The following is a 26,945-nucleotide window of genomic DNA, read 5'->3' as shown; positions in this document are numbered from 1 at the left end:
TGCGCCGGCCTCCGGCCGTCGGGGCGGACGGCAGAGCCGCGTCCTCAGCGGTCGGCCGTAATGCCCGTCAGGGCGGTGACGACCGGGTCGAGGGCCTGGTTGATCTCGTCGCCGATGGACCGGAAGAACGTGATGGGGGCGCCGTACGGGTCGTAGACCTCGTCGGCCTCGGCGGTGGGGGCCAGCAGCCAGCCGCGCAGCGCGGCCGCGGCGCGGACCAGGGCGCGGGCGCGTTCGACGACGCCCTCGTCGCGCGCGTCGGGCAGCGTGGCGGGGTCTATGGCCCGGACCAGCCGGGTGAATTCCTTGAGGGTGAAGGTCCGCAGGCCGGCCGAGTGACCCATCGAGATGACCTGGGCCCGGTGGTCGCGGGTGGCGGTGAGCACCAGGTCGGCGCGGATCACGTGCTCGTCGAGCAGTTCCCGGCCGACGAAGCCGGTGGTGTCGGCGCCGAAGTCGGCGAGGACGATCTCGGCGTTGGCCTCCATGGGGGCGCCTTCGTGGCCCCAGGTGCCCGCGCTCTCCACGATCAGACCGCCCTGACGCGGATCGCCGAGGCGGTCCACCAGGGCGTGCCGGGTCAGCCGCTCGGTGATCGGTGAGCGGCAGACGTTGCCGGTGCTGACGTGGAGGATGCGGAAAGTGTCGGCCTGCCCCGCTATGCCACGCCCCTCAGGGGCGGTCAATTGGCCACCTCGAGGTCGGGTACCACCTTGCGGAGTTCCTCGACGGAGAGCGCACCGGCGCGCAGCAGTACGGGGACCTTGCCGGTCACGTCGACGATGGACGACGGCACGATGCCGGGTGTCGGACCGCCGTCGAGGTAGACGGAGACGGAGTCGCCGAGCATCTCCTGGGCGGCGTCGCAGTCCTCGGGGGCCGGGTGGCCGGTGAGGTTGGCGCTGGAGACGGCCATCGGGCCGACCTCGGTGAGCAGTTCGATGGCGACCGGGTGCAGCGGCATCCGGATGGCGACGGTGCCGCGGGTGTCGCCGAGGTCCCACTGGAGCGACGGCTGGTGCTTGGCGACGAGCGTGAGGGCGCCGGGCCAGAAGGCGTCGACGAGCTCCCAGGCCTGCTCGGAGAAGTCGGTGACCAGTCCGTGCAGGGTGTTCGGGGAGCCGATCAGGACGGGTGTCGGCATGTTGCGGCCGCGGCCCTTGGCGTCCAGCAGGTCGGCGACGCCCTCGGAACTGAAGGCGTCCGCGCCGATCCCGTACACGGTGTCGGTGGGCAGCACGACCAGTTCGCCGCGGCGGACGGCCGACGCGGCCTCACGCAGACCCGTCGTACGGTCGGTCGCGTCGTTGCAGTCGTATCGCCGTGCCATCAGCCGGCCTCCTCAAGCGTGTACGGGTATGGCGGGTACGGGTCGTGCGGGTGGTGGCCACCGGTCACGGCATGGCCTTGCGGGCCGTGGCGAACCGCGGCCGGTTGTTCAGGTCGGGGTGGTCGGCCGCGTCGGCCCAGCCGCGTTCCTCGGTGAAGATCCACGGCACCTGGCCGCCCTGGGTGTCGGCGTGCTCGATGACGACGAGGCCGCCGGGGCGGAGCAGGCGGTGTGCGGTGCGTTCGATGCCGCGGATGGTGTCGAGGCCGTCCTCGCCGGAGAAGAGGGCCATCTCCGGGTCGTGGTCGCGGGCCTCGGGTGCCACGTACTCCCATTCGGTGAGCGGGATGTACGGCGGGTTGGAGATGACCAGGTCGACCTGGCCGTCGAGCTCGGGGAGGGCCGTGAGCGCGTCTCCCCGGTGGACGGTGACCCTGGACCCCTCGGCGTTCTTGCGGGTCCATTTGAGGGCGTCGTCGGAGAGCTCCACGGCGTGCACGCGGGAGCGCGGCACCTCCTGGGCCATGGCCAGGGCGATGGCGCCCGATCCGCTGCACAGGTCGACGACGACCGGTTCGACGACGTCCATCGCGCGTACGGCGTCTATCGCCCAGCCGACGACCGATTCGGTCTCCGGGCGGGGGACGAAGACGCCGGGCCCGACCTGGAGTTCCAGGTAGCGGAAGAAGGCGCGTCCGGTGATGTGCTGGAGCGGCTCGCGGGCCTCGCGGCGGGCGATGGCCTCCCAGTAACGGGCGTCGAAGTCCGCGTCCGGCACATGGTGCAGCTCGCCCCGCTTGACGCCGTGCACGAACGCGGCGAGTTCCTCCGCGTCGAATCGCGGCGAGGGCACACCGGCGTCGGCCAGCCGCTGAGTGGCCTGGGCCACCTCGGCGAGCAGCAGGTTCATCGCGGTTCTCCGTACGGGGTTACGGGGCGGGGCGGGCTTTGCTTACGCGGCGGCGAGCTTGGCGGCCGAGTCGGCGTCGACGCAGGCCTGGATCACGGCATCCAGGTCGCCGTCGAGCACCTGGTCCAAGTTGTACGCCTTGAAGCCGACGCGGTGGTCCGAGATCCGGTTTTCCGGGAAGTTGTACGTACGGATCTTCTCGGAACGGTCGACCGTGCGCACCTGGCTGCGTCGTACGTCCGAGGCTTCCTGCTCGGCGGCCTCCTGGGCGGCCGCGAGCAGTCGCGAACGCAGGATACGCATGGCCTGCTCCTTGTTCTGGAGCTGGCTCTTCTCGTTCTGGCAGGAGGCGACGACACCGGTCGGCAGGTGGGTGATGCGGACCGCCGAGTCGGTGGTGTTGACGGACTGGCCGCCGGGGCCCGAGGAGCGGTAGACGTCGATGCGGAGATCGTTGGCGTGGATCTCGACGTCGACCTCCTCGGCCTCGGGCGTGACGAGCACTCCGGCGGCGGAGGTGTGGATACGGCCCTGGGACTCGGTGGACGGCACCCGCTGCACCCGGTGCACCCCGCCCTCGTACTTCAGCCGGGCCCAGACGCCCTGGCCGGGCTCGGTGGCGCCGTTGCCGCCCTTGGTCTTCACGGCGACCTGAACGTCCTTGTAGCCGCCGAGCTCGGACTCGGTGGAGTCGATGATCTCGGTCTTCCAGCCGACGCGCTCGGCGTAGCGCAGATACATCCGCAGCAGATCGCCGGCGAACAGGGCGGACTCGTCGCCGCCCGCGCCCGCCTTGATCTCCAGGAGCACGTCCTTGTCGTCGCTGGGGTCGCGCGGGACCAGGAGGAGGCGGAGCTTCTCGGTGAGCTCTTCGCGCTGCTTCTCCAGGTCCTTGACCTCGGCGGCGAAGTCGGGGTCGTCGGCGGCCAGCTCGCGGGCCGTCCCGATGTCGTCCCCGGCCTGCTTCCAGGAGCGGTACGTGGCGACGATCGGGGTCAGCTCGGCGTAGCGCTTGTTGAGCTTGCGCGCGTTTGCCTGGTCGGCGTGGACCGCCGGGTCCGCGAGCTTCTTCTCGAGATCGGCCTGTTCGCCGATCAGTTCCTCGACCGCCTCGAACATCTTCGGGCTCCTGGTTTCTTCACTCAAACGTGCCTGCTGGACGGCGTGGTGCTGTCCGGGCGGGGTACGGGGACGGCCCGTACCCCGGGCCGGAAAAAAACGCCGGTCTCGGCGCCCCCGGGAAGAGGGCGCCGAGAACCGGCGCAGTGGCTCGCTACTTGCTGGCGGAGCCGGCAGCCTTGCCGAAGCGGGCCTCGAAGCGGGCCACGCGGCCACCGGTGTCGAGGATCTTCTGCTTGCCCGTGTAGAACGGGTGGCACTCGGAGCAGACGTCGGCACGGATGCTGCCGCCGCCGATGGTGCTCCGGGTCGTGAACGAGGCGCCACAGGTGCAGCTGACCTGCGTCTCGACGTACTCGGGGTGAATGTCGCGCTTCAAGGGTTTCTCCTAGGTTCGGGAGGGCACCGGGTCGTACGCGCGGATTGCGCGTCCGTGAACCGGGGCCGACGTACCAGTCTGCCAGGACCGGCCGTATCTCCCAAAACCGGGGGCAGGCCGCACCTATTCCCGGGCCGCCCGCTCACTGCACGACGCGTCCCGCGACGCCCTTGTCGCCCGCTGACTTCTCGGTGGCGGAGGCGGGGATCGCCCGGTCCTGCTTGAGCGCCGTCCAGACCTGCTGGGCGGACTCCTCCAGCGGTACGACGCGGTTCGGGTCGGCGGGGTCGTACTGCACGGGCAGGGTGACCATGTGGACGTTCTTCGAGGCGAGCCCCTTGAGGCCGTTCGCGAAGCCGGTGAGCTGCTCGACCGAACCCAGGTCGGAGTCGGTGGTGATGGCCTTGGTCGCGGCGTCGGCGAGGTCGAAGAGCGTCTTCGGGTTCGAGAACACCCCGACGCTCTTGGCCTGTTCCATCAGCGCCTTCATGAACGCCTGCTGGAGCTGGATGCGCCCGAGGTCGCTGCCGTCGCCGACGCTCTTGCGGGTGCGGACGAGGCCCAGCGACTGCTCGCCGTCGAGGGTGTGGGTGCCGGGCTCCAGATCCAGATGGCTCTTGGGGTCGTGGATCGCCTCGGTGGTGGTGATCTTCACGCCGCCCAGCTCGTCGATGAGCTTCTTGAAGCCGGTGAAGTCGACTTCTAGGTAGTGGTCCATGCGGATACCGGACATGGATTCGACGGTCTTGACCGCGCAGGCCGGGCCCCCGACCTCGTACGCCGTGTTGAACATGGCGCGCCGCTCGCCCGCGACGATCTTGCCCGAGGTGTCGCCGGTGCAGTCGGGACGGGTGACGAGGGTGTCGCGCGGGATGGAGACGACGGAGGCCGTCTTGTGGCCCTTGTTGAGGTGGACGATCATCGCGGTGTCGGAGCGGGCCGTGCCCTCGTCGGCACCGTAGGCGGAGTTCGCGCCGGAGCGGGAGTCGGAGCCGAGCACGAGGATGTCCTCGGAGCCGTTGTCCACGTTGTCGGGGCGGTCCTTGCCGAGCGCCGCGTTGATGTCGACGGCCTTGAGATTGCCGTTGAGCTTGAGATAGGCGTATCCGAGTCCACCGCCGCCGACGACCACGACACCGGCCAGGGTCCAGACAGCGATCACCGTCGCCCTGCGCCGGCGTGACGGCTTCTTCCGGCGCTTGCCGGTGGGACGTATTCGGCCGCCGCTCCCGCTCTGCTCGGACATCCGTCTCCTTCGGTCGTCAGCTGTTTCCCGGCTGCCCCCAGCAGCGGTGTTCGAGCACGGGCGCATCGGCTCTTTCGTCTGCTTTGGCGACTTGTCAGCACTTCGTACGACGCCGCGGCACGAAGAAGGGTTGCACAGCGACCTGTCACGTCCGGGTGAGGACGATGCGGGGACAAAAGGGATGCGGGGCATCGGTGAACGGCCGGTGATCCCGCGCTCACCTGCGGTTTCTTGTCCAGTACAGCCATGAGGGCGGCACCGGTCGCGACGCCCGTCATGTGGCGAAGGTCTCGGATCGACCGAAAGGGCCGGATCGACTGCGTCACACCCGCGCGCCCCACGGCACAGGGCCGCCCCCGTCACCGAAGTGACGGGGGCGGCCCTGTGGAATCAGTCGATCCGGTACGGCGGTCAGTCGTTGCCGTTGCCCGGAGCCGGCGTCGTCTTCTGGATCTGGAGCAGGAACTCCGCGTTGGACTGGGTCTTCTTCATCCGGTCCAGGAGGAGCTCGATCGCCTGCTGCTGGTCGAGCGCGTGCAGCACCCGGCGCAGCTTCCAGACAATCGCCAACTCGTCGCTGCCGAGCAGGATTTCTTCCTTGCGGGTGCTGGACGCGTCGACGTCCACCGCCGGGAAGATGCGCTTGTCCGAGAGCTTCCGGTCGAGCTTGAGCTCCATGTTGCCGGTGCCCTTGAACTCCTCGAAGATCACCTCGTCCATGCGCGAGCCGGTCTCGACGAGCGCGGTGGCCAGGATGGTCAGCGAACCGCCGTCCTCGATGTTGCGCGCGGCACCGAAGAAGCGCTTCGGCGGGTACAGCGCGGTCGAGTCGACACCACCGGACAGGATGCGGCCGGAGGCGGGGGCCGCGAGGTTGTACGCGCGGCCGAGGCGGGTGATGGAGTCCAGCAGGACGACCACGTCGTGACCCAGCTCGACGAGACGCTTCGCGCGCTCGATGGCCAGCTCGGCGACGGTGGTGTGGTCCTCGGCGGGGCGGTCGAAGGTCGAGGAGATGACCTCGCCCTTCACCGACCGCTGCATGTCGGTGACCTCTTCCGGACGCTCGTCGACCAGGACGACCATCAGGTGGCACTCGGGGCTGTTGACCGTGATCGCGTTGGCGATCGCCTGCAGGATCATGGTCTTGCCGGTCTTCGGCGGGGCCACGATCAGGCCTCGCTGGCCCTTGCCGATCGGGGCGACCAGGTCGATGATCCGCGTCGTCAGGACGTTGGAGTCGGTCTCCAGCCGGAGCCGGTCCTGCGGGTAGAGCGGGGTCAGCTTCTGGAACTCCGGGCGGCCGCGGCCGGTTTCGGGCGCCATGCCGTTGACCGAGTCGAGGCGGACCAGCGCGTTGAACTTCTCGCGGCGCTCGCCGTCCTTGGGCTGGCGCACCGCACCGGTGACGTGGTCGCCCTTGCGCAGGCCGTTCTTGCGGACCTGGGCGAGCGAGACGTACACGTCGTTCGGGCCCGGCAGGTAGCCGGAGGTCCGGATGAACGCGTAGTTGTCGAGGATGTCCAGGATGCCCGCGACGGGGATCAGGACGTCGTCGTCGGAGACGGGGACCTCGTTGGCGAACTCCTCCCGCCCACGGCGCCCGCGGCGGTCGCGGTAGCGGCCGCGACGGCCGCGACGGCCGCCCGCCTCGTCGTCGTAACCGTCGTCCTGCGGGCCGCTGCTCTGCTGGCCCTGACGCTGCTGGCGCTGGCCGCCCTGCTGGCCCTGGCCGCCGCCCTGCTCGTCGCCCTTGCCACGGCGGTCGCGCTGACGGTCGCGGCGCTCCCCGCGCTCGCCGCGCTCCTGGCGGTCGCCGCGCTGGCCGCGGTCCTGACGGTCGCCCCGGCGGCCCTCGGCCGTGTCGGCGGCCGCTTCGGCCTTGGCGTCGGCGCGGTCGTCACCCTTCGGCTCGGCCTGCGTCTCCGCCTTGGCCTCGGCGGACGGCTTGCTCTCCGCCTTGGTCTCCGGGCTGCCCGCCTGAGCGGTGGCACGACGCCGACGGCGCTCGCCCGCGGGCTGGTCGTCGCTGGCCGGCTGACCGGGGATGTCGATCTGCTGCTGGGCAGCGGCCTTCTCGGCGGGCGCGGCGGCGGCCGCCGCGTCCCCGGTGCGCGCCTTGGAGGTGGCACGGCGCTTCGGCTTGGTCTCGGCATCCGCGGCGGGCGCGGCGGCCTTGGGCGCGGCCGTGCTACCGGCCTGCGTCTCCTTGATGACCTCGATCAGCTGGCCCTTGCGCATCCGCGCGGTGCCCTTGATGCCGAGGCCGGACGCGACCTGCTGCAGCTCGGCCAGGACCATGCCGTCAAGGCCGGTGCCGGAGCGGCGGCGCCGTGCGGTGGTGCCAGTGGCAGCACCTTCGGCGGGCGCAGCGCTGTCGACGCTCTTGTCGGCAGTCACGCCCATCAGATCGGTGGTGTCGCTCACGAAGGGTCCTTCCCTGGAGCGGACGTCGGCCTTCTGGCTCGGCGACCGGTTGTGCTGTCCGACTGCGGTCTTTTCTTGCGGACCGGGCCGGGGCGGTGGTCCGCCGGGTACGGCGGAGAGATGAAGGTGTGCAAGGGTCCGGCGCGAGCATCCCCCTGCTCGGCCCACTCCTGGACAAGCGAGGGGTGTCGTGCCGGTTCCGGAGCGTGCACGAAACTGCTCAGGCAGGCTGCTCAGGCAGTTGGGGAGGCTCCCGGAAGAATTGGTGGTCCCGGAAAGGGACACGAAGCAACGCGCCACATAGACGTCGGTTGCAGACTTGAGGTTAACACTACCGGCTCCAACAAACATTCCCCCTCTCACTCACCGGCAATCACGTCTCGGCTACGGGGCGAGCGGCAGCACACTCGCACCCGGGGCGTCGAGAGCGAGCCGATTGGCCGCCCATCCCTCGCCCGCCAGCTGTGCGACCTTGTCGGCCGCACCGTCCTCGACCAGTGCGAGCACGGTCGGCCCGGCACCGGAGATGACTGCGGGTACGCCGTCGGCGCGCAGTCGGTTCACGAGTTCCACGCTCTGCGGCATCGCCGGGGAGCGGTACTCCTGGTGCAGCCGGTCCTCGGTGGCGGTGAGCAGCAGCTCGGGGCGCCTGGTCAGGGCCTCGACGAGGAGCGCGGCACGGCCGGCGTTGAAGGCCGCGTCGACATGCGGGACCGCGCGCGGCAGCAGTCCGCGGGCGGTCTCGGTCAGGACCGGTCTGCCGGGGACGAAAACCACCGGAACGATGGAATCGGCGGGGTCCATCCTGATCGCGCGGGCCGATCCGCCGTCCGTCCAGGCAAGGGTGAAGCCGCCCAGCAGACAGGCCGCGACGTTGTCGGGGTGGCCCTCGATCTCGGTGGCGAGCTCCAGCAGCGCGGCGTCGTCGAGGCGGGCGTCACCGCCGGTCGTCACGGCGCGGGCCGCGACGATGCCGGCACAGATGGCCGCGGAGGACGAGCCGAGGCCACGCCCGTGCGGGATGCGGTTGGCGCACACGATCTCCAGGCCGCGGGGCTGTCCGCCGAGCAGGTCGAAGGCGGTGCGCAGGGAGCGTACGAGGAGGTGGCTCTCGTCGCGGGGCAGCGTGTCCGCGCCCTCACCCGCGATGTCGATGTGCAGTCCGGAGTCGGCTACGCGGACGACGACGTCGTCGTACAGGCCCAACGAAAGGCCGAAGGCGTCGAAACCCGGGCCCAGGTTGGCGCTGGTCGCAGGGACGCGCACCCGGACGGCGGCGGCTCGGAAGGCGGGACCGGCCATCGCTTAGACGACTCTCCTTGTGAGGCGGCGGGGGTGGTGGAGCGGTTTCTCGAAGACGACGGGAAGCCGTGGCGGCGGGGAGTGGAATTCCGGGGAGACCGACGGCCACAACGGCCCATGCACCGCGACGGATGCGGCGGGGTGGGTTGGTTACAGCTTATCGAAGGAAGGTTCTGTCGCGACATAGGGCGCACAGGAGGCGCACGATGCGTGTCGCCCGCCTCCTATGCGCTCTCCGCCCCGAAAAGGGACGGTTGAGCCGGGTTCCTGCCGACAGGTCGCACAGTTCCCGTCGGCGGTGCGCCGGGGGTCCACCGCCGGCGGGCCGGGCCGCCCGCCGACGACCGAGCCGGGCCGGACCGTTGCCGACGGCGGGCCGGGGGCCGGTCCGGGCCGTTGGCGACAGCCGGCCCGGCGGGGATGCCGCCGGGCTCTCGGCTGCCAGGGCCTCTCGTTCGGATCACGCCGGGCTCGCGGGGTCCGGCACGCGCGCTCGCCGCGTTGTCGTCGGTCGCCGACGCGCTGCGTCGACTCCTCTCCTCCGCCTTGCGATCGCACGCACCAGAACCCGCTCCCTGATCCGGCCTGATCCAAACGAAAGACCCTAGACGAGACCCAGCTTCTCGGCGGCGGTGGCCGCGTCGACCGGGACCGTGACCGGCTGCGGAGCACCAGCGACGGCCCAGTCGGGGTCCTTGAGCCCGTTGCCGGTGACCGTGCAGACGATCTTCTGGCCGGGGTCGACCTTGCCCTCCTCGGCGGCCTTCAGCAGACCGGCGACGGAAGCGGCCGACGCGGGCTCCACGAAGACGCCCTCCTGCGAGGCCAACAGCCGGTAGGCGGACAGAATCTGGCGGTCCGTCACCTCATCGATGAAACCGCCCGATTCGTCCCGGGCGTCCAACGCGTACTGCCAGGAGGCCGGGTTGCCGATCCGGATCGCGGTGGCGACGGTCGACGGGTCCTTGACGATCTCGCCGCGGACGATGGGCGCGGAGCCGGAGGCCTGGAAGCCCCACATGCGCGGGGTGTGCGTGGCCATGCCGTCCCCCGCGTACTCCTTGTAACCCTTCCAGTACGCGGTGATGTTGCCCGCGTTGCCGACCGGGAGGACGTGGATGTCCGGGGCGTCGCCGAGCGCGTCGACGATCTCGAACGCGGCGGTCTTCTGGCCCTCGATACGGACCGGGTTGACCGAATTGACCAACGCCACCGGGTAGTTGTCCGACAGCGAGCGGGCCAGCGTCAGACAGTCGTCGAAATTGCCGTCGACCTGGAGGATCTTGGCGCCGTGCACGAGCGCCTGCCCCATCTTGCCGAGCGCGATCTTGCCCTGCGGCACGAGGACGGCACAGACCATGCCGGCCCGTACCGCGTACGCGGCGGCGGAGGCGGAGGTGTTGCCGGTGGAGGCGCAGATGACGGCCTGCGCGCCCTCCTCCTTGGCCCGGGTGATGGCCATCGTCATGCCGCGGTCCTTGAAGGACCCGGTGGGGTTGGCGCCCTCGACCTTGAGGTGCACCTCGCAGCCCGTGCGCTCGGAGAGGACCTGAGCGGGGACGAGCGGCGTACCACCCTCACGGAGCGTGACGACCGGCGTCGTGCTCGTGACCGGAAGACGGTCCCGGTACTCCTCGATGATGCCGCGCCACTGGTGGGTGCCCTTGCTGGTCATGGGTCCTCACTCCCCTTCAACACGCATGATGCTGGCGACACCGCGCACGGTGTCGAGCTTGCGCAGCGCTTCGACGGTCGCCGAGAGGGCGGCGTCGGGCGCGCGGTGGGTGACGACCACGAGAGAGGCCTCGCCGCCCGCCCGTCGCCCGTCGCCACCCTGCTCGACGGCGGCTTCGTCGCCGCTGCCTGGATTCCTGCCCTGCTGGCGGACGGTGTCGATCGACACGCCCTGCTCGGCGAAGACCGTCGCGACCTGGGCGAGTACGCCAGGCTTGTCGGCCACGTCGAGGCTGATGTGGTACCGCGTGACGACCTCGCCCATGGGGCTGACCGGCAGGCGGGTGTACGCGGACTCGCCGGGGCCGGTGGCCTCGTTGAGCTTGTTGCGGCAGACCGCGACCAGGTCGCCGAGGACCGCGGACGCGGTCGGCGAGCCGCCGGCGCCGGGGCCGTAGAACATGAGCTGCCCGGCCGCGTCGGCCTCGACGAAGACCGCGTTGTACGCCTCGCGGACGGAGGCCAGCGGGTGGCTCAGCGGGATCATCGCGGGGTGCACACGCGCGGTGACGGACCGCCCGTCGGCGGCGCGCTCGCAGATGGCGAGGAGCTTGACGGTGCAGCCCATGCGGCGGGCCGAGGCGATGTCGGCGGCGGTGACCTCGGTGATGCCCTCGCGGTGCACGTCACCGATCCTGACCCGGGTGTGGAAGGCGATGCCGGCCAGGATCGCGGCCTTGGCGGCGGCGTCGAAGCCCTCGACGTCGGCGGTCGGGTCGGCCTCCGCGTAACCGAGAGCGGTGGCCTCGTCGAGCGCCTCGGAGTATCCGGCTCCGCTCGTGTCCATCCGGTCGAGGATGAAGTTGGTGGTGCCGTTCACGATGCCGAGGACCCGGTTGACCTTGTCGCCCGCGAGGGATTCGCGCAGCGGCCGTACGAGCGGGATGGCACCGGCCACGGCGGCCTCGTAGTACAGGTCCCGGCCGTACTGCTCGGCGGCGGCGTGCAGGGCGGCGCCGTCCTCGGCCAGCAGCGCCTTGTTGGCGGAGACCACGCTCGCGCCGTGCTCGAAGGCGGTCGTGATGAGCGTACGGGCGGGCTCGATGCCCCCGATGACTTCGATGGCGACGTCGATGTCGCCCCGTTTGACCAGGGCTGTCGCATCGGTGGTGATCAGTGCGGGGTCGATGCCCTCCCGCACCTTGGAAGGCCGGCGCACGGCGACACCGGCGAGCTCGACCGGTGCGCCGATGCGCGCGGCGAGGTCGTCGGCGTGCGTCGTCATGATGCGCGCCACCTCTGAGCCGACCACTCCACAGCCCAGCAGCGCCACCTTCAGCGGACGCGTACGCATCATCCGACCTCGTTTCCTTTTACATCTGATGTGTGGTCCAGTCTCACTCACCGGACGGGCGTTCCTGCCACCCGTCCGGATCCTGAGACATCTATGGGGGTCCTGGGGTATACCCCGGGAAAAACGGCATCAGCCGACATCCAGACGCAGGAGATCTTCCTCCGTCTCGCGCCGGACGATCACGCGCGCCTCTCCGTCGCGCACGGCGACGACGGGCGGGCGAAGAGCATGGTTGTAGTTGCTCGCCATGGAGCGGCAGTACGCACCGGTGGCGGGCACGGCGATCAGGTCGCCGGGCGCCAGGTCGGACGGCAGGAACGCGTCCTTGACGACGATGTCGCCGCTCTCGCAGTGCTTGCCGACGACGCGGACGAGCATGGGCTCGGCGTCGGAGGTGCGCGAGACGAGCGCCACGGAGTACTCGGCGTCGTACAGCGCGGTGCGGATGTTGTCCGACATGCCGCCGTCGACACTGACGTACGTACGCAGCCCCTCCAGGGGCTTGATGGTGCCGACCTCGTACAGCGTGAAGGCGGTGGGGCCGACGATGGCGCGTCCCGGTTCGACGGAGATCCGGGGGGTGGCGAGCCCGGCCGCCTCGCACTCGCGGGTGACGATGTCGCCGAGCGCCTTGGCGATCTCGTGCGGCTCGCGCGGGTCGTCCTCGGAGGTGTAGGCGATCCCCAGCCCGCCGCCCAGGTCGATCTCGGGCAGCTCGACGCCGTGCTCGTCGCGCACCTCGGCGAGGAGCTGCACCACGCGCCGGGCGGAGACCTCGAAGCCCGCCATGTCGAAGATCTGCGAGCCGATGTGCGAGTGGATGCCGATGAGTTCCAGACCGTCGAGGGTGAGTGCCCGGCGCACCGCCTCGGCGGCCTGCCCCCCGGCCAGCGCGATCCCGAACTTCTGGTCCTCGTGCGCGGTCGCGATGAACTCGTGGGTGTGCGCCTCGACACCGACGGTCACCCGGATCTGTACCCGCTGCCGCTTGCCGAGCCGCTGCGCGACGTGCGCGACCCGGGCGATCTCCTGGAAGGAGTCGAGCACGATCCGTCCGACACCCGCGGTGATCGCCCGCTCGATCTCCGCGACGGTCTTGTTGTTGCCGTGGAAGGCGATGCGCTCGGCGGGCATCCCGGCGTCCAGCGCGCAGGTCAGCTCGCCCCCGGAGCAGACGTCGAGGTTGAGTCCCTCCTCATGGAGCCAGCGCACGACGGCCCGCGACAGGAACGCCTTGCCGGCGTAGAACACATCGGCGTTCCGCCCGAAGGCGACGGCCCAGGCCCGGCAGCGGGCCCGGAAGTCGCTCTCGTCGAGGAAGTAGGCGGGAGTGCCGAACTCCTCGGCCAGCCGCGTCACTTCGATCCCGCCGACGGTGACCGTGCCGTCCGCGTTCCGGGCGACGGTACGGGCCCAGACCTTCTCGTCCAGGGCGTTGAGGTCGGCGGGCGGGGCCGTGTAGTGCCCCTCTGCCAGGACATCGGCGTGGCGGGGTCCGGCGGGGTGTGCGGATCGGCTCATCGTGTTGCTCTGCTCTCTCGGGTCTCTCAGAGGACTTCGGGTGCGCTGATGCCGAGCAGGGACAGGCCGCCTGCCAGCACCGTCCCGGCGGCCTCGGCGAGGGCGAGCCGGGAGCGGTGGGCGGCCGAGGGTTTCTCGTCACCGACGGGGAGCGGCGGGGCACCGTCGTGGAAGTCGAAGAACGCCTGCGCGACCGCCTCCAGCTGCCGGGCGACCCGGTCGGGCTCGCGGTGGCGGGCGGCGGCGGCGAGCACACCGGGATGGTCGGCGAGAAGCGCACCGAGCACGGGTGCCTCCACGCTCTCCTCGTACGCGGCGCCGAACCCGAGCTGCTCGGCGTTCCGGCTCAGGGCGCGGGTCCGGGCGTACGCGTACCGCACCAGGAACAGCGGGTTGCCCTCCCGCTGTACGAGGAGCTCGCCGTCGCCCGCGCCCCGGGCGCGGTCGTGCGGAGCGGCCCGCAGCAGTGCCCAGCGCGCGGCGTCGGTCCCGAGCCGCTCGAAGAGATCACGGTCCACGGCGGGCACGGGCACCACGTGCAGCGCTTCCCCGCCGGCCGCCCGGTCCCCGACCTCGGCCCCCTGGGCCCGGAGCAGGCGCTCGACGGTCTCGGTGACGACGCGGGCGCGCAGCTCGCCGACGGGTGCGAAGAAGGCCGTGACGCCGGCGAGGGCGTCCCCGTGCCCGTACTCCGTACCGCCCGCCCCGACGGCCCGGACCAGTGCGTCGACGGGGTCCGGGCCACCGAGGGTGAAGTTCAGGAACCCGGGCCCGGTGACCTCGACGCCGCTGATCCCCGGCGCCCCCTGCACCCGCTCCCGAAGGATCTCGGCGACCTCCCTGGCCGGCAGCGCGGCGGGCCCGGCCAGCTGGAGGGCGACGGCGCAGGCGTAGTCCCCACACCCGCCGGGCCGGGTCCGTTCCACCCGCACGCGCGCGGGCACGGGCGCGCGCAGGGCGTCCTCGTCGACCGCGCGGCGCACGGCGTGCAGCACGGTCCTGGAGAGATCGGCGGGGGTCACAGGACAAGCGTATGGGAGGACGGGGGCTGCCTCGCGACCCGGTTTCGCCATACGGTCACCCGGTGGCGCTCTCCGCCCTCCCGGCACCGTGCCTGCCGTCGAGCGGCGGCGGGTCCTCCCGGTCCATCAACTGCCGCACGAGCCGCACCAGCTCACTCGGCTCGAAGGGCTTCGCCAGGAACGCGTCGACCCCTGCGGCGACCCCGGTGTCCACCTCGATGGGAGTGCAGGCACTGATGATCGCCACGGGCACATGTCTGGTCCGCGGATCGGCACGCAATCTGGTGGCGGTCTGCAGACCGTCCAGCCGGGGCATGACGACATCGAGCGTGATCACATCGGGGCGGACCCCATGCACCAGATCCAGACACTCGACACCATCGGCCGCGGTCACGACCTCGAAGCCCTCAAGCTCGAGGTTGACCCTGATCAACTGCCGGATGACCTTGTTGTCGTCGACAACAAGCACGCGGCCACACGCCCCTGACACCCTTCGAGAGTAGGTGGGACGTAGGGGCTGCGTCCGGGTTTTGCCCATTTCCGACCCCGGACGAGTGGTGCGGGAGGTGGCCGGATGTACGCATGACGTTCCGTCCCCACCCGTTCCGGGGGCCCGCGCAGCCCAATGCAGTTGCTTTAAGCACCCGCCCAGTTCACAGGGCTGCTCTGCGCTTCGGCTTCGCCGCCGCAGGCGCTCGTCGCCATCACCCCGGAGCTGCCAGACCCCGGGTACACTTCCCCGCCCCACCCCGACCGGAGGCCATCTCAGTGTTACCTGCACGGGTATTCGCCGTTGCCCCGCTGGCTCTGGTGATTCTCGCCCTGTCCGGCTGCTCTTCCTGGGTCTGCACCGACACGACGGCGGAGCGCGGTAAGGCTGGTGTCAGGGTGCAGGTCGTGGACACGGATGGGCAGCCTCTCGGCGTCACCGCCGCGGTCGTTGACTGGAGCCTTGAGCCCCACCCGCAGGTGCCCTCCGAAGGTGGCCAGGTCCACTTCCGCTTCCGCTTCGACGGCGCCGATGAATATTCCGACCCCGCAGTGGACGCCTGCGCGGTCGACAAGGAGCGCGTGACGTTGGGGTGTCAGACGGTTTCCTCGTCCCAGGCGTTCGGTCCGGCCGACGATCCCCTCACGGGCGACGACTGGCTCAACGTCGAGCACCCTGAGCAGGTTGACGCAGTGCTGTTGATCCCCAATGACCAGTCCTACGACCGGCGCACCTGCGAAGTGGACATCAAGGACGGTGGCGGGATGCATCCTCCGGAACCACCCAGCAGGGGGGACCAGCTGTAGGGAGGTCAAGGCGGTTGAGCGCGAGGCACGGGCCTGCCGGCGCCCCGGTGTTTGCGCTGTTTGGTGGTCTGGTTATGCGCCCATCGCCCCGGTGCGACCTCGCTGCGGCCGCTCCGGGTTCTCAGGATCGGCCACCGCATCGGTTTCTTGATCGCTCGGGGCCAGTCCCGGCCGGACCGGGGCGGCAGCAGACGGGACCGCGCTTCCTGGATGGCCTCCTTCCAGGCGTTGGTCAGCGTGCGCCTGGAGGTGCCGTGCTGGGACGGTACGCTGCGCCGGGCGATCCGGACGCAGCGGAGGTAGGAGAGCCGGTCGGCATCCAGGACCGGCCCGTTCGCCGCGGCGTCGTGCGCGAACCGGCGGACGGCCTGGTGGACCGCGAGTAGGGCCCACAGCTCCTGCCGCACGGCTTCAGGGGTGCGCGATCGGAGCGGTCCGCCGGGGCCGAGGTGGTTCTTGATCTCGTCGAAGGCCAGCTCGATCTCCCAGCGCTGCCGGTAGAGGGCGATCAACTCGTCCGCCGGGTACTCCTCGGTGTCCAGCAGGGACGTGCCCAGGTGCACGGCCTTGTCGTTCTTGGTGAAGGTGATGACGCGGTAGGTCGTCTCCTTCGGCAGGACCCGGCCTTCGCGGGCTGCCCGGCGGCGGACATCCTTGCCGGGGCGCATGAGGGACAGCCGGGAGCCGTCAGGCAACTCCGCCTGAGTGGTACCGAGGTGGTTGGATTGGAGCCTGGCCAGCAGATGGGCGCCGGACGTGGTGAAGGCGTGGACGAATTCGACCGACCAGAACCCGCGGTCGGCGATGACGAGATCCCCGGGGCCTGTCGAGCTGGCCAGCGGGTAGGCCAGGCGCCGTTCGCCGTCCCGGTAGCCGCCCAGGCCGGCGTCGAGGATGGCGTGGGTGCCGATCTCCGCGAGCACGGCGGCTCGCACCTGCGGAAAGCCGAACGGCGTCCCGCCTGTGGAGGGGCCGTCGAAGGTATCGCCGTTGCCCACCGAGTCCGGCACGTCGAACTGTGTGCCGTCCAGCGCCAGGAGGCGCAGACCACGCCACCACGCGCCCGGCGTCTCCGGGACCGCCAGCGGGCCGGCCACTTGCCGGAATACCGTTTCCAGCACCTCTTCACCGAGCCGGACTCGCGCCCGGCACAGCGACGATCGGTTGACCCGGGCCAGGGCCCGGCTGCCGGGTATACCGCTGGTCAGCATGCGTATCACCTCCTTGTACGACTCCCGGGCGAACAGGCACAGCCCGAGCACGAAGTACACGACCAGCCGGGCCGGAAGCAGTCGACGCCGCAGCTCACCCCGCCCGTGCTTGGCAACGGCCGCGTCCACGAGCTCCGGCGTGAACACCTTGGTCAAGATCCCTATGCGCGACCGGCATCCCGGCCCCCACCCCTCCACGAGCAGGTCAACGGACCAGCCGACTCAAAAGCAACTGCATTGGCCCGCGCAGCCACCCCGGGAGCGCCGAAATACCTGTTCACGGACACCCTGTGGAAGCTGGTAGTGTTTCCCCCGTCGCCGAGCAACACAGCGATACGCCCCCGTAGCTCAGGGGATAGAGCATCGGCCTCCGGAGCCGTGTGCGCAGGTTCGAATCCTGCCGGGGGCACTTCGATCGAAGTGCCTAAAGACCCCGTCATCAGCGGAAACGCTGAAGCCGGGGTCTTCGCGTATGCGCAGGCACATGCCGCGCGCGAGGCGGTCGATCGCGCCCATCCATTCCGGCAGCCGGGCCCACAAGAGATTCGCCGGGCGCCGGCCGCAGGCCCATTACGTCACGGAGAACCTTGCCCATGGCGGCCCCCGCGTGGGGCCGGGGCGGCTTCCGGTGCCGCGCCGGCGGTCTACTGGTCCATGTCCTCCGGTCCGCCGGAGCCGATCTGTTCCGCTCGCAGCGCCAGGTCCTGGAGCACGTCGGAGGAGGACACATCCGTCTGCCCGGAGTCGTGCACCTGGGCCAGCATGGCGAAGGCCAGGGTGAACGCGCCGACCAGCTGCTCCACCGCGCCGCCGACCTCCCGGCCGACGAGGGCCGCGACCTCTTCGATCGAGGCGTCCTCGGGGATCGTGATCCGGGGCATCGTCTCGTTCAGGAGCGCGGTCACCACGCTCGAATCGGTTTCCACGTCGTCACGGTCGACGTTCTCTTCGAGGAGCCGACGGATCTCCCCCGCCTCCGTGAGGATTCCCACCACACGCTTCACTACTTCGCTCTGCTCCATCCAGCGAGCATAGGCGCGGAGGGGTGCGGCCGGTGATCAGCCGGCCCTTCGCGCCACCGCCGGTCCCGGTTCGGACCACAGAGCGCCCCTGCCGGGGCACGCGCCAGTCGCGGCACCGGTCACTTTATCGGGCACGGGGCCGGGGCACTCCGGTACCGCCTCGGCGGCGGTCGTGGCGTCGGGCGGGCGGCGGACGGGGTCACCGTCCGGATTGACACCGTTCGGGGCGTCGTGGATGGTAATCACACCGGGCGCGGTTCGAGGCCCGACTCGCTCAACGGTTGGGGGGCCGACGTGAGTTGGGACGACCAGGTTCGCTCCGGGGGCGCTCCCCCGCCCCCTCCCCCGCCTCCCGCCCGGCCGCCCGTGGTCGGGCCGCCGCCACCGGGGGGTGTGCTCCGCTCCTCGGCCGTGGCGCTGCTCAATCTCAGTGGGTTCGGGCTCGGCTACGCGTTGATGCGGTGCTGGTTCAGGACCCTGCTGTGCTGTGCGGCGACCGGCGCCCTGCTGCTCGTCGCGCTGCCTGCCGATCCCGGCGGGGTGGCCCCGGGGATCGTCGTCGCGTATCTGGCCGTGTCGGCCCTGGCGGCCGTGGACGGGGCGCGGATCGCCCGGCGCCGCACTGTCGGCGGCTCGTGGCGGCCGATGGTGGCGGCCGGGGCCGGCCTGGTGCTGCTGGCGGTGCCCGCGGGGGGTGTGGTGTTCTACGGCTCCGAGCGGGCCGACGCCGTCGAGCAGATGCTGCTCGACCGGCTGGACCGGGGTGACAGGACCGTGGCGGCAGCTTCGGGCAAGCCCTTCGCCGCCGCGCGGGGCGACTACCGCTCGGCGCTCGCCGTCTACCGCGAGCTCGGCGAGGAGCACGCCGGGTCGAGGGCCGGGAAACTCGTACCGAAGCGGCTCGACGCGTACTACCGGGCGGTCTCCGCGCCGTACCGCCGGCAGAAGCACTGCGAGGCCATCGAGCCGCTGACCTATCTGCGGACCGTGCCCGAGGCGATCGATCCGAAGCTGCTGGGCGAGCTGGCCCGCTATCCCGACACGCCGCTCGCCGTCTCGCTGTACGAGTGCGGGGTGTCCAAACTGGGTGACGCGGCCGCCGGTACGGAAAGCCGCGAACTGGGCGAGCTGCTGCGCACGTTCCCCGGATCGGCGCAGGCCGGGAAGGTCGGGCCGGCGGTGTCCGGGAAGATCTCGGAGCAGAGCCGGGCCGTACGCGGGAGCGATCCCTGCGGGGCCACGGACAGGCTGCGCCGGCTCCGCGCGACAGCGCTCGCACTGCCGGACGCGTCGGTCTCGGCGCGGGCCGGGAACGCCGACGGCGGCATCGAGAACGGCGTCTACGCCTGCGGGCTCGCGGAGTTCAAGGCCAAGCGGTTCGACGAGGCGCGGCGGACGCTGACGGAGTTCGCCGCCACGTACAAGAAGGACAAGCGCGGGGCACGGGCCCGCGACATCGCCGTCGCCGCGGAGATCGCCGGTACGCGGCCGGCGGCCGGCAGGCATCTGCCGCCCTCGGGACGGCCGGGCGGGGCCCGGATGGAACTGGTCATCAGCAACGACGCCCCCGACGGGGTCGAGATCCTGTACACCGGGCCGGTCACGGGGAGGACCGGCATCGGGGGCTGCGCCGGTTGCAGGTCGTACTCCTGGGTGAGCGGGTCCCTGTCGGCCTGCAAGGCCAAGGGGAAGAGCTATCCGCATGTCACGCTGTGGCTGCCCGCGGGTGAGTACCACTTCCTGTACAAGCACCGAGGGGGTTCCTCCTCCGGCGCGGGCGTGACGAGTTACGCGGACGGTTCGAAGATCCAGCCCGGGTATCGGTACACCGGCTGCACGTACATGACCAGTTCGCCCTCCCTCGGCATCGGCCCGGCGGATTCGGCCTCGAACGCCTGAGGGTGCATTTCCACAGATTCTCCGCGAACTACCCTATGAATACGCTCACTTGGTCGATTCTTGGTGAATGCATGCCCCCTACATGAGGGGTTCCTCGCCAGAGTGGCGCATTACATGTGCACATCATCCGGCACATGCACCACACGCGAAGACCCACATCGCAGGGGGTTACATGAGAACCAGCCGCGCGAGAAGTCGCGCCGCGCTGAGCATGGCAGCGACACTGCCGCTGCTTGCCGGCGCACTCGCCCTCGGAATACCGAACGCCAGCGCGGACTCCGCGCCGAGCGGACGGGACGCGCTGCAGGGCACCAAGCCCGCCTGGGCGACCGCCGAGGCCGACCAGGGGGCCACGGCCGACAGCGGCAAGGTCAGTGTCCGGGTCCATCTGGCCGGACGCGACGCGAAGGGGCTGGCCGCGTACGCCGCCGCCGTGTCCGACCCGCGGTCCGCCTCCTACGGGAAGTACCTGAGCGCCGAGCAGGCGCAGGCCCGGTTCGGCGCCACCCAGCAGCAGATCGACCAGGTCAGCCGGTGGCTGAAGGCGAACGGGCTGACCGTCACCGGCACCAACCGGCACTACGTCTCGGCCACCGGTGATGTCGCCGCCGCCGAGAAGACGTTCGGCACCCAGCTGCGCAACTACCGCAAGGGCGGCCGGACCTACCGCGCCCCTGCCTCCACCGCCTCCGTGCCCGCCGCGCTGAGCGACGCCGTTCTCGCCGTCTCCGGCCTGGACAACGCGCCGCACAAGTCGAGCCACGACGAGACGCTGCCGCCGCCGGACGCGGTGTTCCGCAACTCCGGCCCCTTCTCCTCGTACTTCGGCTCCAAGACCGCGTCGGCGCTGCCGAGCGCCTACGGGTCGAAGGTGCCGTACGCCGTCAAGGGCTACACCGGCAAGCAGCTGCGCGCCGCCTACGGTGCGGGCAAGTGGACCGGCAAGGGCGTCACCGTCGCGATCACCGACGCGTACGCCTCGCCGACCATCGCGAAGGACGCCGCCGAGTACGCCAAGCGCAACGGCGACGCCCCGTACCGCCGCGGCCAGCTCAGCCAGGTGCTGCCGGCCGACTACACGAAGACCGAGGAGTGCGGGGCCTCCGGCTGGTACGGCGAGGAGACCCTCGACGTCGAGGCCGTGCACGCCGTCGCGCCCGCCGCCGACATCGTGTACGTGGGGGGCGCCTCCTGCTACGACGCCGACCTGCTCGACTCGCTGAACAAGGTCGTCGACAACCGGCTCGCGGACATCGTCTCCAACTCCTGGGGCGACGTCGAGGCCAATGAGACGCCGGACATCGCCGCCGCGTACGACCAGATCTTCAAGATGGGCGCGATCGAGGGCATCGGCTTCTACTTCTCCTCCGGCGACGACGGCGACAACGTCGCGTCGACGGGTACGAAGCAGATCGACGTCCCGTCCAACTCCGCCTGGGTGACCTCGGTCGGCGGCACCGCGCTCGCCGTCGGCAAGAACGACACGTACCAGTGGGAGACCGGCTGGGGAACGCTGAAGGCCGACCTCGCCGACGACGGCAAGAGCTGGACCGGCTTCCCCGGCGCGTACACCTCCGGCGCGGGCGGCGGCACCAGCTCGACCGTGAAGCAGCCGTTCTACCAGCGCGGCATCGTCCCGGACTCGCTCGCGCGGGCGAACGGGAAGAACCGGATGCGCACGGCTCCGGACATCGCGGCCGTCGCCGACCCGAACACCGGCTTCCTGGTCGGCCAGACCCAGACGCTGCCCGACGGCTCGCTCGGCTACGACGAGTACCGCATCGGCGGTACGTCACTGGCCGCGCCGGTCATCGCCGGTGTCCAGGCGCTCGCGCAGCAGGCCCGCCACGGGCTGCCGATCGGTTTCGCCAACCCGGCGATCTACGCCCGGTACGGCTCGAAGGCGTACCACGACGTCACCGACCACCCGCTGGGCCCGAACCGCGACCTCGCGGTGGCCCGGGTCGACTTCGCCAACGGCGTCGACGCGGCGGACGGCGTACTGACGTCGGTGCGGAGCCTCGGCAAGGACGCCTCGCTCAAGGCGGTCAAGGGGTATGACGACGTGACCGGTGTCGGGACTCCGGCGGCCGGATATGTGAACTCGTACCGCCGGCACTGACGCGTACGCGTCGATGTGCGCCGACGGGCGCTGACCCGCCTCACCATGCGTCGACGGCCGTCCCGGTGCTCGGACTCCGGGGCGGCCGTCAGCCGTGCGTAGGGCCGTGTGGGGGCCGTCCGCGCCTCGCCGGTGCTGTGCGCGACGCTTCCCGTGCGCGGCGCTTGGCCCGGTGCTGTGCGCGGCGCTTGGCCCGGTGCTGTGCGCAGCTTGGCCCGGTGTTGTGCACAGGGCTCCGCGGCGCCGGGCACAGGGCTCTCTACCCAGCGCCGTGCGCAAGGCTGCGTGGTGCCTGTCCGGTACTCAGGCCGAGGCTCGCTTGCGGGAGGATGCCTTCTTCGTCGTCGACTTCGCGCCCGCCTTCGGGGCCGACTTCGCGGTGGTCTTCTTCGCCGAGGCCGCCGAGGACGCCGAGGACTTGGCGGACGATTTCGCCGTCGACCGTGCGGCGGTCTTCTTGGCGGGGGCCCTGCTCGCCGCCGGCTTCTTGGCGGCCGATCTTCCGGTGGTCGCCGCGGCCTTCTTCTTCGCTCCGGTGCCGCCCGACTTCTTGCGGCCGGTGAGCGAAGTGACCTTGGCCACGGGTGCGTTCGCCGATTCCTCCTCGGGCTCCTCCGCCGTCTCCGCTGCCGGCTCCTCGCCCCGGGCCTCCTTCGCCGCCCGGACGCTGTTCTCCAGCGCTGCGACCAGGTCGATGACCTTGCCGCCGGTTCCCTCCGCCTCCGCCGGCTCCACGCTCCGGCCTTCGGCCTTCGCCGCGACGAGCTCCTCGACCGCCTCGCGGTAGTCGTCATGGAGCGCGTCCATGTCGACCTCGCCGAGCGTGTCCATCAGCGCGTCGGCCAGGTCGAGTTCGGCTTCGCGGACCGTGACCTCGGGCTCCGGGGCGATGCCCTCGGGGCTGCGGATCTCGTCCGGCCAGAGCAGGCCGTGCATGGCGATCACATCGTCGACCACCCGCAGCATGCCGAGCCGTTCACGGCCGCGGAGTGCGTACTTCGCCAAGGCGACCTTCTCGCTCCGCTTCAGCGCCTCGCGCAGCAGGGTGTACGGCTTGGCCGCCGGGACTCCGTTGGCGCAGAGGTAGTACGCCGCGTCCATCTGGAGCGGGTCGATCGAGGCGGCCGGCACGAACGCGACGATCTCGATCGTCTTGGCGGTGGGGAGCGGGAGCGAGCCGAGGTCCTCGTCGGTGATCGGGATCATCGAGCCGTCGGCGTCCTCGTACGCCTTGCCGATCTCGGCCGGGCCGACTTCCTCCTCGTCGATCTCGCAGACCTTCCGGTAGCGGATCCGGCCACCGTCGGTGAGGTGGATCTGGCGGAAGGAGACCGAGTGGTTCTCGGTGGCGTTGACCAATTTGATCGGGATGCTGACCAGCCCGAAGGAGATGGCGCCGTTCCATATGGATCTCACGTTCACCCCTTGTGTCCGACAGCCGCTTGTAGATCCGCGCGGAATCCCAGATCCCGTGGCCGAATCCCACGGACGGCGGCCACTCGGTGGCCGATCGGCCACGGATCAGAGACTCCCAGGTCAGCTTGCCCATTCTTCAGAGCGAGGCGGAAGTGGTACGGACCTTCCATGGACAGTCTCGCGGCGGTACGGCCTCTCCGCCACTGGCCCGCTGTGGGGACGGTCCATGAGCGGTCAAGCTGTCACGCTCCGTGTTCACCGTCCAGGCGGTGAAGTCATCGACGCCGGCGAGTGGGCGACCGTACCGCTCGACTTGGCCGGGGCTGTCCAGGACGGTTCCGACGCCGTGATCGCACCAGCCACACGGAGATCGTCGCCTGCCGGAGGTGCAACCCTGCGACATGTCCCGGGAAACCGATGGTGCGACGCGGCTCCCGCATCAAGAATCACCGGATGCGTGAAGTGAAGTTGTCCGACGGGATCATCACTCTGTCCCCGCTGTGCCTGGACGATGCGGAGGCGCACCTCACGGGGGAGGATGAGCTGCTCGTTCGCCGGCTCAACGGCGGTCCCGGTACGCGCGAGGGCGTCGAAGCCCACATCCGGCACTGCCGGGAACAGTGGGACACTGCCGGGCCGCTCCGCGCCTTCGGTATCCGGGCAGGTGCCGACGAGGCTCTCGCGGGGACGATCGACCTGCGGTTCGCAGGAGAGGACTTGGCTCCCGGCCAAGTGAATGTCGCCTATGGCCTCTACCCGTCCTGGAGGGGGCGTGGCCTGGCTACCCGCGCGGTCCTCCTGGCGTCTCCGTATGCGGCCGGTGCGGGCGGGGAGGAGGCGGTGATCCAGGTCGAGCCGGAGAATCCCGCATCCGCCGCAGTCGCGCGACGGGCAGGGTTCACCCCCGGCAAGCAGGCCCACGGCAAGAACGGCACACGGTTCGACTGGTACGTCCGGGACCTACGCGCCGCTCCCCAGTGACGATCAGCAGTTACGGGAGGGCGGCGGCAGTGCTGTCCTCGGGGCTCGATCGGGTATCAGCGGCGGGTTTCGACCTTCAGGTCGCCGCGGGTCAGCGCGCGGGTCGTGTCGCGGGCGAGCATGTCGTGCGGGAAGCCGAGTCCGATCGCGCCGGCCTCGTCGAGGCGGGCCAGTTGGGAGGCGGTGAAGTCGACCTCCAGGGCGCCCAGATTGTCCTCCAGTTGCGCGGGGGTGCGGGCGCCGATGATCGGTGCCGTCACGCCCGGGTTCTGCAGGGTCCAGGCCAGCCCGACCTGGGCGGGTGTGCGGCCCAGCTCCGTGGCGACCTCCTTCACGACGTCCACGATGGCGAGGTTGCGTTCGGTGAGAGCGCCGTTGGCGATGGTGACGCTCCTGCGGGTGCCGTCGTCGAATGCGACGTCCGTCGCGGTCATGTCGTCGCGGCTGTACTTGCCGGTGAGCACCCCGCCGGCCAGTGGTGACCACGGGATCACCCCCAACCCCATCTCGCGTGCCATGGGGATCAGGTCACGCTCTCCGGTGCGCTCGGTCAGGTTGTATTCGATCTGCAGCGCGACCAGCGGTGACCAGCCGCGCAGGTCGGCGATCGCCTGCATGCGCGACACCTGCCAGGCCGGGGCGTTGGAGATCGCCACGTACAAGACCTTGCCCTGCCGGACCAGATCGTCCATGCCGCGCAGGATCTCCTCGACCGGCGTCGTGAAATCCCACAGGTGCAGGTAGAGCAGATCGATGTAGTCCGTGTTCAGCTGTCGCAGACTGGCTTCCACCGACGCGAACAGGCTCTTGCGGTGAGGGCCCCCGGAATTCGGATCACCGGGTCGGCGCAGCGTCGTGTATTTCGTTGCCAGCACCAGGCTTTCGCGGTGGTCGCGGGTGAATTCGCCCAGCAGGCGCTCGGAGCTGCCCTGGGTGTAGGTGCTGGCGGTGTCGATGAAGTTGCCGCCGCGCTCGACGTAGAGGTCGAACAGCTTGCGCGCCTCTTCCTGCTCGGCGCCCCAGCCCCAATCGGTGCCGAAGGTCGCCGCGCCCAGTGCCAGCGGTGAGACTCGCAGCCCGGAGCGGCCCAGCAGCCGGTAGGTGTCGAGGGTGAGCGGCATCGTGTCCTCCTGTGCTTGTGATCCGTTGTCGAAAACAACTCTGTGACCGCCACGAGCCGGGGATAAGGGAAAGAAGTTCCTGGGAACGCGAGTCCTACCCTCGCTGTAGGGTCGAAGACGATGAGCGGCACCGTGGACACGACACAGGAGTTGGCCGCATTCCTGCGGACCCGGCGCGAACGCCTGGACCCGCACGATTTCGGTCTGCCGTCGCGTCGGCAGGCCCGGCGGACCCCGGGATTGCGCCGCGAAGAGGTCGCCGAACTGGCCGGGGTCAGCATCGACTACATCGTGCGGCTGGAACAGGGCCGCGGGCTGCGGCCCTCGGCGAACGTGGTGGAGGCGCTGGCTCAAGCTCTGCGCCTGGCCCCCGACGAACGCGCCTACCTCTTCAACCTGGCCCAGCAGCGCCCCCGCAACGCCGACCAGCCCGCCACCACTGCAGCGCCGCCGCTGGCCCGGCTGGTCGCCGACCTGTCGCCGCTGCCGGCCATGCTGATGAACCACCGCTACGACATCCTGGCCTGGAACGGCGAAATGGCGAGGCTGCTACTGGATTTCGACACCCTGCCGCCGTCGCAGCGCAATTCGATGTGGCTGTGCCTGATGCATCCGCGGATGCGTGAGTTCTATGTCGACCGCGAACGCGTCGTGCGGGAGGGGATCGCCCATCTGCGCGCCGCGTGGGCCGCGCATCCGGAGGATCGGGCGTTGACCGGCCTCATCGCCGAATTCACCGCTCGTGACGAGGAATTCGCGCGATTGTGGGCCGAGCGGGACATCAAGGTCAACGGCCGTGGCCGCAAGGAGATGCGGCATCCTGACGTCGGCGTGATCACGGTGGATTTCGAAGTGCTCATGCCACTTCAAGATCCGGACCAGCGGTTGGTGATCTACCGCGCCGTGGACGATGAGAGCCAGTCGGCATTGGACCGGTTGTGCGCACGGTGATGTCGAACCGTCCATTCATGCAGGATCCCGGTCTCGGCCCCGGCCTGATTCCCGATCACGTGCTCGTACGCGTCGAGGCGCGCCTCGACTGCTGCTTCCATCACCTCAAACAAGGGCGCGGCACAGGGACTTGAGGACTCGCGCGGTGGCGCCCGGTTCCTTTGTTACCAAGTGCGGACAAGAACTCGGTGAACAACTCCTGCCCGGGTGCCATCTCACGGGGTGCAGCGAACAGCAGATCCGGCCGGACGCCCTGCGGGAGCAGGCGCAGGTGCCGCATCCTGATATCCCATGGGGGCTTCAACAATGACCACTCGCCGTGCTCGCCGTACCGCCCGTTCCATCGGCCTGGTGGCCGTCGCCGCCGCTGCGGCCTTCTCGCTGACCGCCTGCCAGAGCGGGGGCAGCGCCGCCGCCGCCGGCTCGGAGAAGAAGATCTCCAACTCCGCCTCCCTCTCCATTGGTAGCGGTGAAGCGGGAGGCGGCGCCAAGACCGGCGCATACGAGGCCCAGACCAGCATGTGGACGGGGACGTCCGCCGCGCACGGCACCGCCGCATCAGCCGCCAAGGCCAAGGCGGCGTCCCCGGTCCGCACCCAGACGCTGGCGGACGGCAGCAAGGCCGAGATCTACGAGCTCGGT

The 26,945-nt window shown here is 70.4% G+C and carries 22 protein-coding genes, 1 tRNA gene and 1 pseudogene; 7 read left to right on the top strand and 17 right to left on the bottom strand.

Going from position 1 to position 26,945, the window contains the following annotated elements; translation table 11 throughout:
- Window positions 1-44: 44 nt before the first annotated feature.
- The 13 genes from ACIOMQ_RS32790 to ACIOMQ_RS32730 all read right to left on the bottom strand — a co-directional run bounded on the left by ACIOMQ_RS32790 (window position 45) and on the right by ACIOMQ_RS32730 (window position 14,822).
- A complete protein-coding gene (locus ACIOMQ_RS32790; protein ID WP_362204646.1) occupies window positions 45-686 on the bottom strand; it encodes a protein-tyrosine-phosphatase in 642 nt (213 codons plus the stop codon).
- Window positions 683-1,330 (bottom strand): L-threonylcarbamoyladenylate synthase, encoded by a 648-nt coding sequence (locus ACIOMQ_RS32785; RefSeq protein WP_114246670.1) that lies wholly within the window; start codon window positions 1,328-1,330, stop codon window positions 683-685. The genes ACIOMQ_RS32790 and ACIOMQ_RS32785 overlap by 4 nt, the downstream gene beginning before the upstream one ends.
- Window positions 1,331-1,394: 64 nt before the next feature.
- On the bottom strand, window positions 1,395-2,240 hold the full coding sequence (prmC, locus tag ACIOMQ_RS32780) for a peptide chain release factor N(5)-glutamine methyltransferase (RefSeq protein ID WP_362204641.1): 846 nt from the start codon (window positions 2,238-2,240) through the stop codon (window positions 1,395-1,397).
- A 42-nt stretch (window positions 2,241-2,282) separates the two neighbouring features.
- Window positions 2,283-3,359 carry a peptide chain release factor 1 gene (gene prfA / locus ACIOMQ_RS32775; RefSeq protein ID WP_362204638.1) on the bottom strand — a complete coding sequence of 359 codons (1,077 nt, stop codon included), beginning with the start codon at window positions 3,357-3,359 and terminating at the stop codon, window positions 2,283-2,285.
- 154 nt (window positions 3,360-3,513) lie between these two features.
- Window positions 3,514-3,738 carry a 50S ribosomal protein L31 gene (gene rpmE / locus ACIOMQ_RS32770; protein WP_351204959.1) on the bottom strand — a complete coding sequence of 75 codons (225 nt, stop codon included), beginning with the start codon at window positions 3,736-3,738 and terminating at the stop codon, window positions 3,514-3,516.
- Between the two features lie 142 nt (window positions 3,739-3,880).
- A complete protein-coding gene (locus ACIOMQ_RS32765; protein WP_402191513.1) occupies window positions 3,881-4,984 on the bottom strand; it encodes an LCP family protein in 1,104 nt (367 codons plus the stop codon).
- Window positions 4,985-5,395: 411 nt separating this feature from the next.
- Window positions 5,396-7,411, bottom strand: a complete 2,016-nt coding sequence (rho, locus tag ACIOMQ_RS32760; RefSeq protein WP_362204630.1) for a transcription termination factor Rho — start codon at window positions 7,409-7,411, stop codon at window positions 5,396-5,398.
- A gap of 384 nt (window positions 7,412-7,795) precedes the next feature.
- Window positions 7,796-8,713, bottom strand: a complete 918-nt coding sequence (gene thrB, locus ACIOMQ_RS32755; RefSeq protein WP_401753992.1) for a homoserine kinase — start codon at window positions 8,711-8,713, stop codon at window positions 7,796-7,798.
- Between the two features lie 604 nt (window positions 8,714-9,317).
- A complete protein-coding gene (thrC, locus tag ACIOMQ_RS32750; protein WP_362204624.1) occupies window positions 9,318-10,388 on the bottom strand; it encodes a threonine synthase in 1,071 nt (356 codons plus the stop codon).
- 6 nt (window positions 10,389-10,394) lie between these two features.
- Complete coding sequence (locus ACIOMQ_RS32745) at window positions 10,395-11,744, bottom strand: homoserine dehydrogenase (protein WP_362204621.1); 1,350 nt, start codon at window positions 11,742-11,744, stop codon at window positions 10,395-10,397.
- Between the two features lie 126 nt (window positions 11,745-11,870).
- Window positions 11,871-13,262 carry a diaminopimelate decarboxylase gene (lysA, locus tag ACIOMQ_RS32740; RefSeq protein WP_362204618.1) on the bottom strand — a complete coding sequence of 464 codons (1,392 nt, stop codon included), beginning with the start codon at window positions 13,260-13,262 and terminating at the stop codon, window positions 11,871-11,873.
- Between the two features lie 26 nt (window positions 13,263-13,288).
- On the bottom strand, window positions 13,289-14,284 hold the full coding sequence (gene nrtL / locus ACIOMQ_RS32735) for an ArgS-related anticodon-binding protein NrtL (RefSeq protein ID WP_362204615.1): 996 nt from the start codon (window positions 14,282-14,284) through the stop codon (window positions 13,289-13,291).
- Window positions 14,285-14,339: 55 nt separating this feature from the next.
- Window positions 14,340-14,822 carry a response regulator gene (locus tag ACIOMQ_RS32730; protein WP_362204612.1) on the bottom strand — a complete coding sequence of 161 codons (483 nt, stop codon included), beginning with the start codon at window positions 14,820-14,822 and terminating at the stop codon, window positions 14,340-14,342.
- Window positions 14,823-15,052: 230 nt separating this feature from the next.
- Here ACIOMQ_RS32730 and ACIOMQ_RS32725 point away from each other — a divergent pair, with 230 nt between their 5' ends.
- Window positions 15,053-15,580 carry a hypothetical protein gene (locus ACIOMQ_RS32725; RefSeq protein ID WP_362204609.1) on the top strand — a complete coding sequence of 176 codons (528 nt, stop codon included), beginning with the start codon at window positions 15,053-15,055 and terminating at the stop codon, window positions 15,578-15,580.
- Window positions 15,581-15,585: 5 nt separating this feature from the next.
- Here the strand turns inward: ACIOMQ_RS32725 and ACIOMQ_RS32720 are convergent, their stop codons facing one another.
- On the bottom strand, window positions 15,586-16,989 hold the full coding sequence (locus tag ACIOMQ_RS32720; protein ID WP_402191509.1) for an IS4 family transposase: 1,404 nt from the start codon (window positions 16,987-16,989) through the stop codon (window positions 15,586-15,588).
- A 139-nt stretch (window positions 16,990-17,128) separates the two neighbouring features.
- Here ACIOMQ_RS32720 and ACIOMQ_RS32715 point away from each other — a divergent pair.
- A tRNA-Arg gene (locus ACIOMQ_RS32715) sits at window positions 17,129-17,200 on the top strand.
- 235 nt (window positions 17,201-17,435) lie between these two features.
- On the opposite strand, the gene ACIOMQ_RS32710 is transcribed toward ACIOMQ_RS32715, so the two are convergent.
- On the bottom strand, window positions 17,436-17,813 hold the full coding sequence (locus ACIOMQ_RS32710; RefSeq protein ID WP_362204602.1) for a hypothetical protein: 378 nt from the start codon (window positions 17,811-17,813) through the stop codon (window positions 17,436-17,438).
- Window positions 17,814-18,224: 411 nt separating this feature from the next.
- On the opposite strand from ACIOMQ_RS32710, the gene ACIOMQ_RS32705 reads away from it, so the two are divergent.
- Window positions 18,225-19,712: a hypothetical protein gene (locus tag ACIOMQ_RS32705; protein WP_402191507.1), complete on the top strand. Its 1,488-nt coding sequence runs from the start codon at window positions 18,225-18,227 to the stop codon at window positions 19,710-19,712.
- A gap of 172 nt (window positions 19,713-19,884) precedes the next feature.
- Window positions 19,885-21,834: a S53 family peptidase gene (locus ACIOMQ_RS32700; RefSeq protein ID WP_362204597.1), complete on the top strand. Its 1,950-nt coding sequence runs from the start codon at window positions 19,885-19,887 to the stop codon at window positions 21,832-21,834.
- A 303-nt stretch (window positions 21,835-22,137) separates the two neighbouring features.
- On the opposite strand, the gene ACIOMQ_RS32695 is transcribed toward ACIOMQ_RS32700, so the two are convergent.
- On the bottom strand, window positions 22,138-23,250 hold the full coding sequence (locus ACIOMQ_RS32695) for a Ku protein (RefSeq protein ID WP_402191505.1): 1,113 nt from the start codon (window positions 23,248-23,250) through the stop codon (window positions 22,138-22,140).
- Window positions 23,251-23,703: 453 nt separating this feature from the next.
- Here ACIOMQ_RS32695 and ACIOMQ_RS32690 point away from each other — a divergent pair, with 453 nt between their 5' ends.
- Entirely contained in the window at window positions 23,704-24,231 is a 528-nt protein-coding gene (locus ACIOMQ_RS32690) for a GNAT family N-acetyltransferase (protein ID WP_402191502.1), read from the top strand.
- Between the two features lie 56 nt (window positions 24,232-24,287).
- Here the strand turns inward: ACIOMQ_RS32690 and ACIOMQ_RS32685 are convergent, their stop codons facing one another.
- Window positions 24,288-25,352, bottom strand: coding sequence for an aldo/keto reductase (locus ACIOMQ_RS32685; protein ID WP_401261043.1), 1,065 nt, complete (start codon window positions 25,350-25,352; stop codon window positions 24,288-24,290).
- Window positions 25,353-25,472: 120 nt separating this feature from the next.
- On the opposite strand from ACIOMQ_RS32685, the gene ACIOMQ_RS32680 reads away from it, so the two are divergent.
- Both ACIOMQ_RS32680 and ACIOMQ_RS32675 read left to right on the top strand, forming a co-directional pair.
- Window positions 25,473-26,303 (top strand): helix-turn-helix transcriptional regulator, encoded by an 831-nt coding sequence (locus ACIOMQ_RS32680; RefSeq protein WP_401753977.1) that lies wholly within the window; start codon window positions 25,473-25,475, stop codon window positions 26,301-26,303.
- Window positions 26,304-26,609: 306 nt separating this feature from the next.
- A pseudogene (locus ACIOMQ_RS32675) lies at window positions 26,610-26,945 on the top strand (hypothetical protein); the annotation flags it as partial.

The organism is Streptomyces sp. NPDC087845 (genome assembly GCF_044742755.1).
Classification (GTDB): domain Bacteria; phylum Actinomycetota; class Actinomycetes; order Streptomycetales; family Streptomycetaceae; genus Streptomyces.
Note: the sequence above shows the minus strand (reverse complement) of the source record. Positions and strands in the feature narration are given on the sequence as shown.

What these genes read in the sequence shown, in the direction of transcription:
- ACIOMQ_RS32745 (WP_362204621.1), bottom strand. Translation starts at nt 11,744, where the DNA reads ATGATGCGTACGCGTCCGCTGAAGGTGGCGCTGCTGGGCTGTGGAGTG.
- ACIOMQ_RS32690 (WP_402191502.1), top strand. Translation starts at nt 23,704, where the DNA reads ATGCGTGAAGTGAAGTTGTCCGACGGGATCATCACTCTGTCCCCGCTG.
- ACIOMQ_RS32730 (WP_362204612.1), bottom strand. Translation starts at nt 14,822, where the DNA reads ATGGGCAAAACCCGGACGCAGCCCCTACGTCCCACCTACTCTCGAAGG.
- ACIOMQ_RS32700 (WP_362204597.1), top strand. Translation starts at nt 19,885, where the DNA reads ATGAGAACCAGCCGCGCGAGAAGTCGCGCCGCGCTGAGCATGGCAGCG.
- prfA (WP_362204638.1), bottom strand. Translation starts at nt 3,359, where the DNA reads ATGTTCGAGGCGGTCGAGGAACTGATCGGCGAACAGGCCGATCTCGAG.
- prmC (WP_362204641.1), bottom strand. Translation starts at nt 2,240, where the DNA reads ATGAACCTGCTGCTCGCCGAGGTGGCCCAGGCCACTCAGCGGCTGGCC.
- ACIOMQ_RS32765 (WP_402191513.1), bottom strand. Translation starts at nt 4,984, where the DNA reads ATGTCCGAGCAGAGCGGGAGCGGCGGCCGAATACGTCCCACCGGCAAG.
- ACIOMQ_RS32685 (WP_401261043.1), bottom strand. Translation starts at nt 25,352, where the DNA reads ATGCCGCTCACCCTCGACACCTACCGGCTGCTGGGCCGCTCCGGGCTG.
- ACIOMQ_RS32680 (WP_401753977.1), top strand. Translation starts at nt 25,473, where the DNA reads ATGAGCGGCACCGTGGACACGACACAGGAGTTGGCCGCATTCCTGCGG.
- lysA (WP_362204618.1), bottom strand. Translation starts at nt 13,262, where the DNA reads ATGAGCCGATCCGCACACCCCGCCGGACCCCGCCACGCCGATGTCCTG.
- ACIOMQ_RS32785 (WP_114246670.1), bottom strand. Translation starts at nt 1,330, where the DNA reads ATGGCACGGCGATACGACTGCAACGACGCGACCGACCGTACGACGGGT.
- thrB (WP_401753992.1), bottom strand. Translation starts at nt 8,713, where the DNA reads ATGGCCGGTCCCGCCTTCCGAGCCGCCGCCGTCCGGGTGCGCGTCCCT.
- ACIOMQ_RS32710 (WP_362204602.1), bottom strand. Translation starts at nt 17,813, where the DNA reads ATGGAGCAGAGCGAAGTAGTGAAGCGTGTGGTGGGAATCCTCACGGAG.
- thrC (WP_362204624.1), bottom strand. Translation starts at nt 10,388, where the DNA reads ATGACCAGCAAGGGCACCCACCAGTGGCGCGGCATCATCGAGGAGTAC.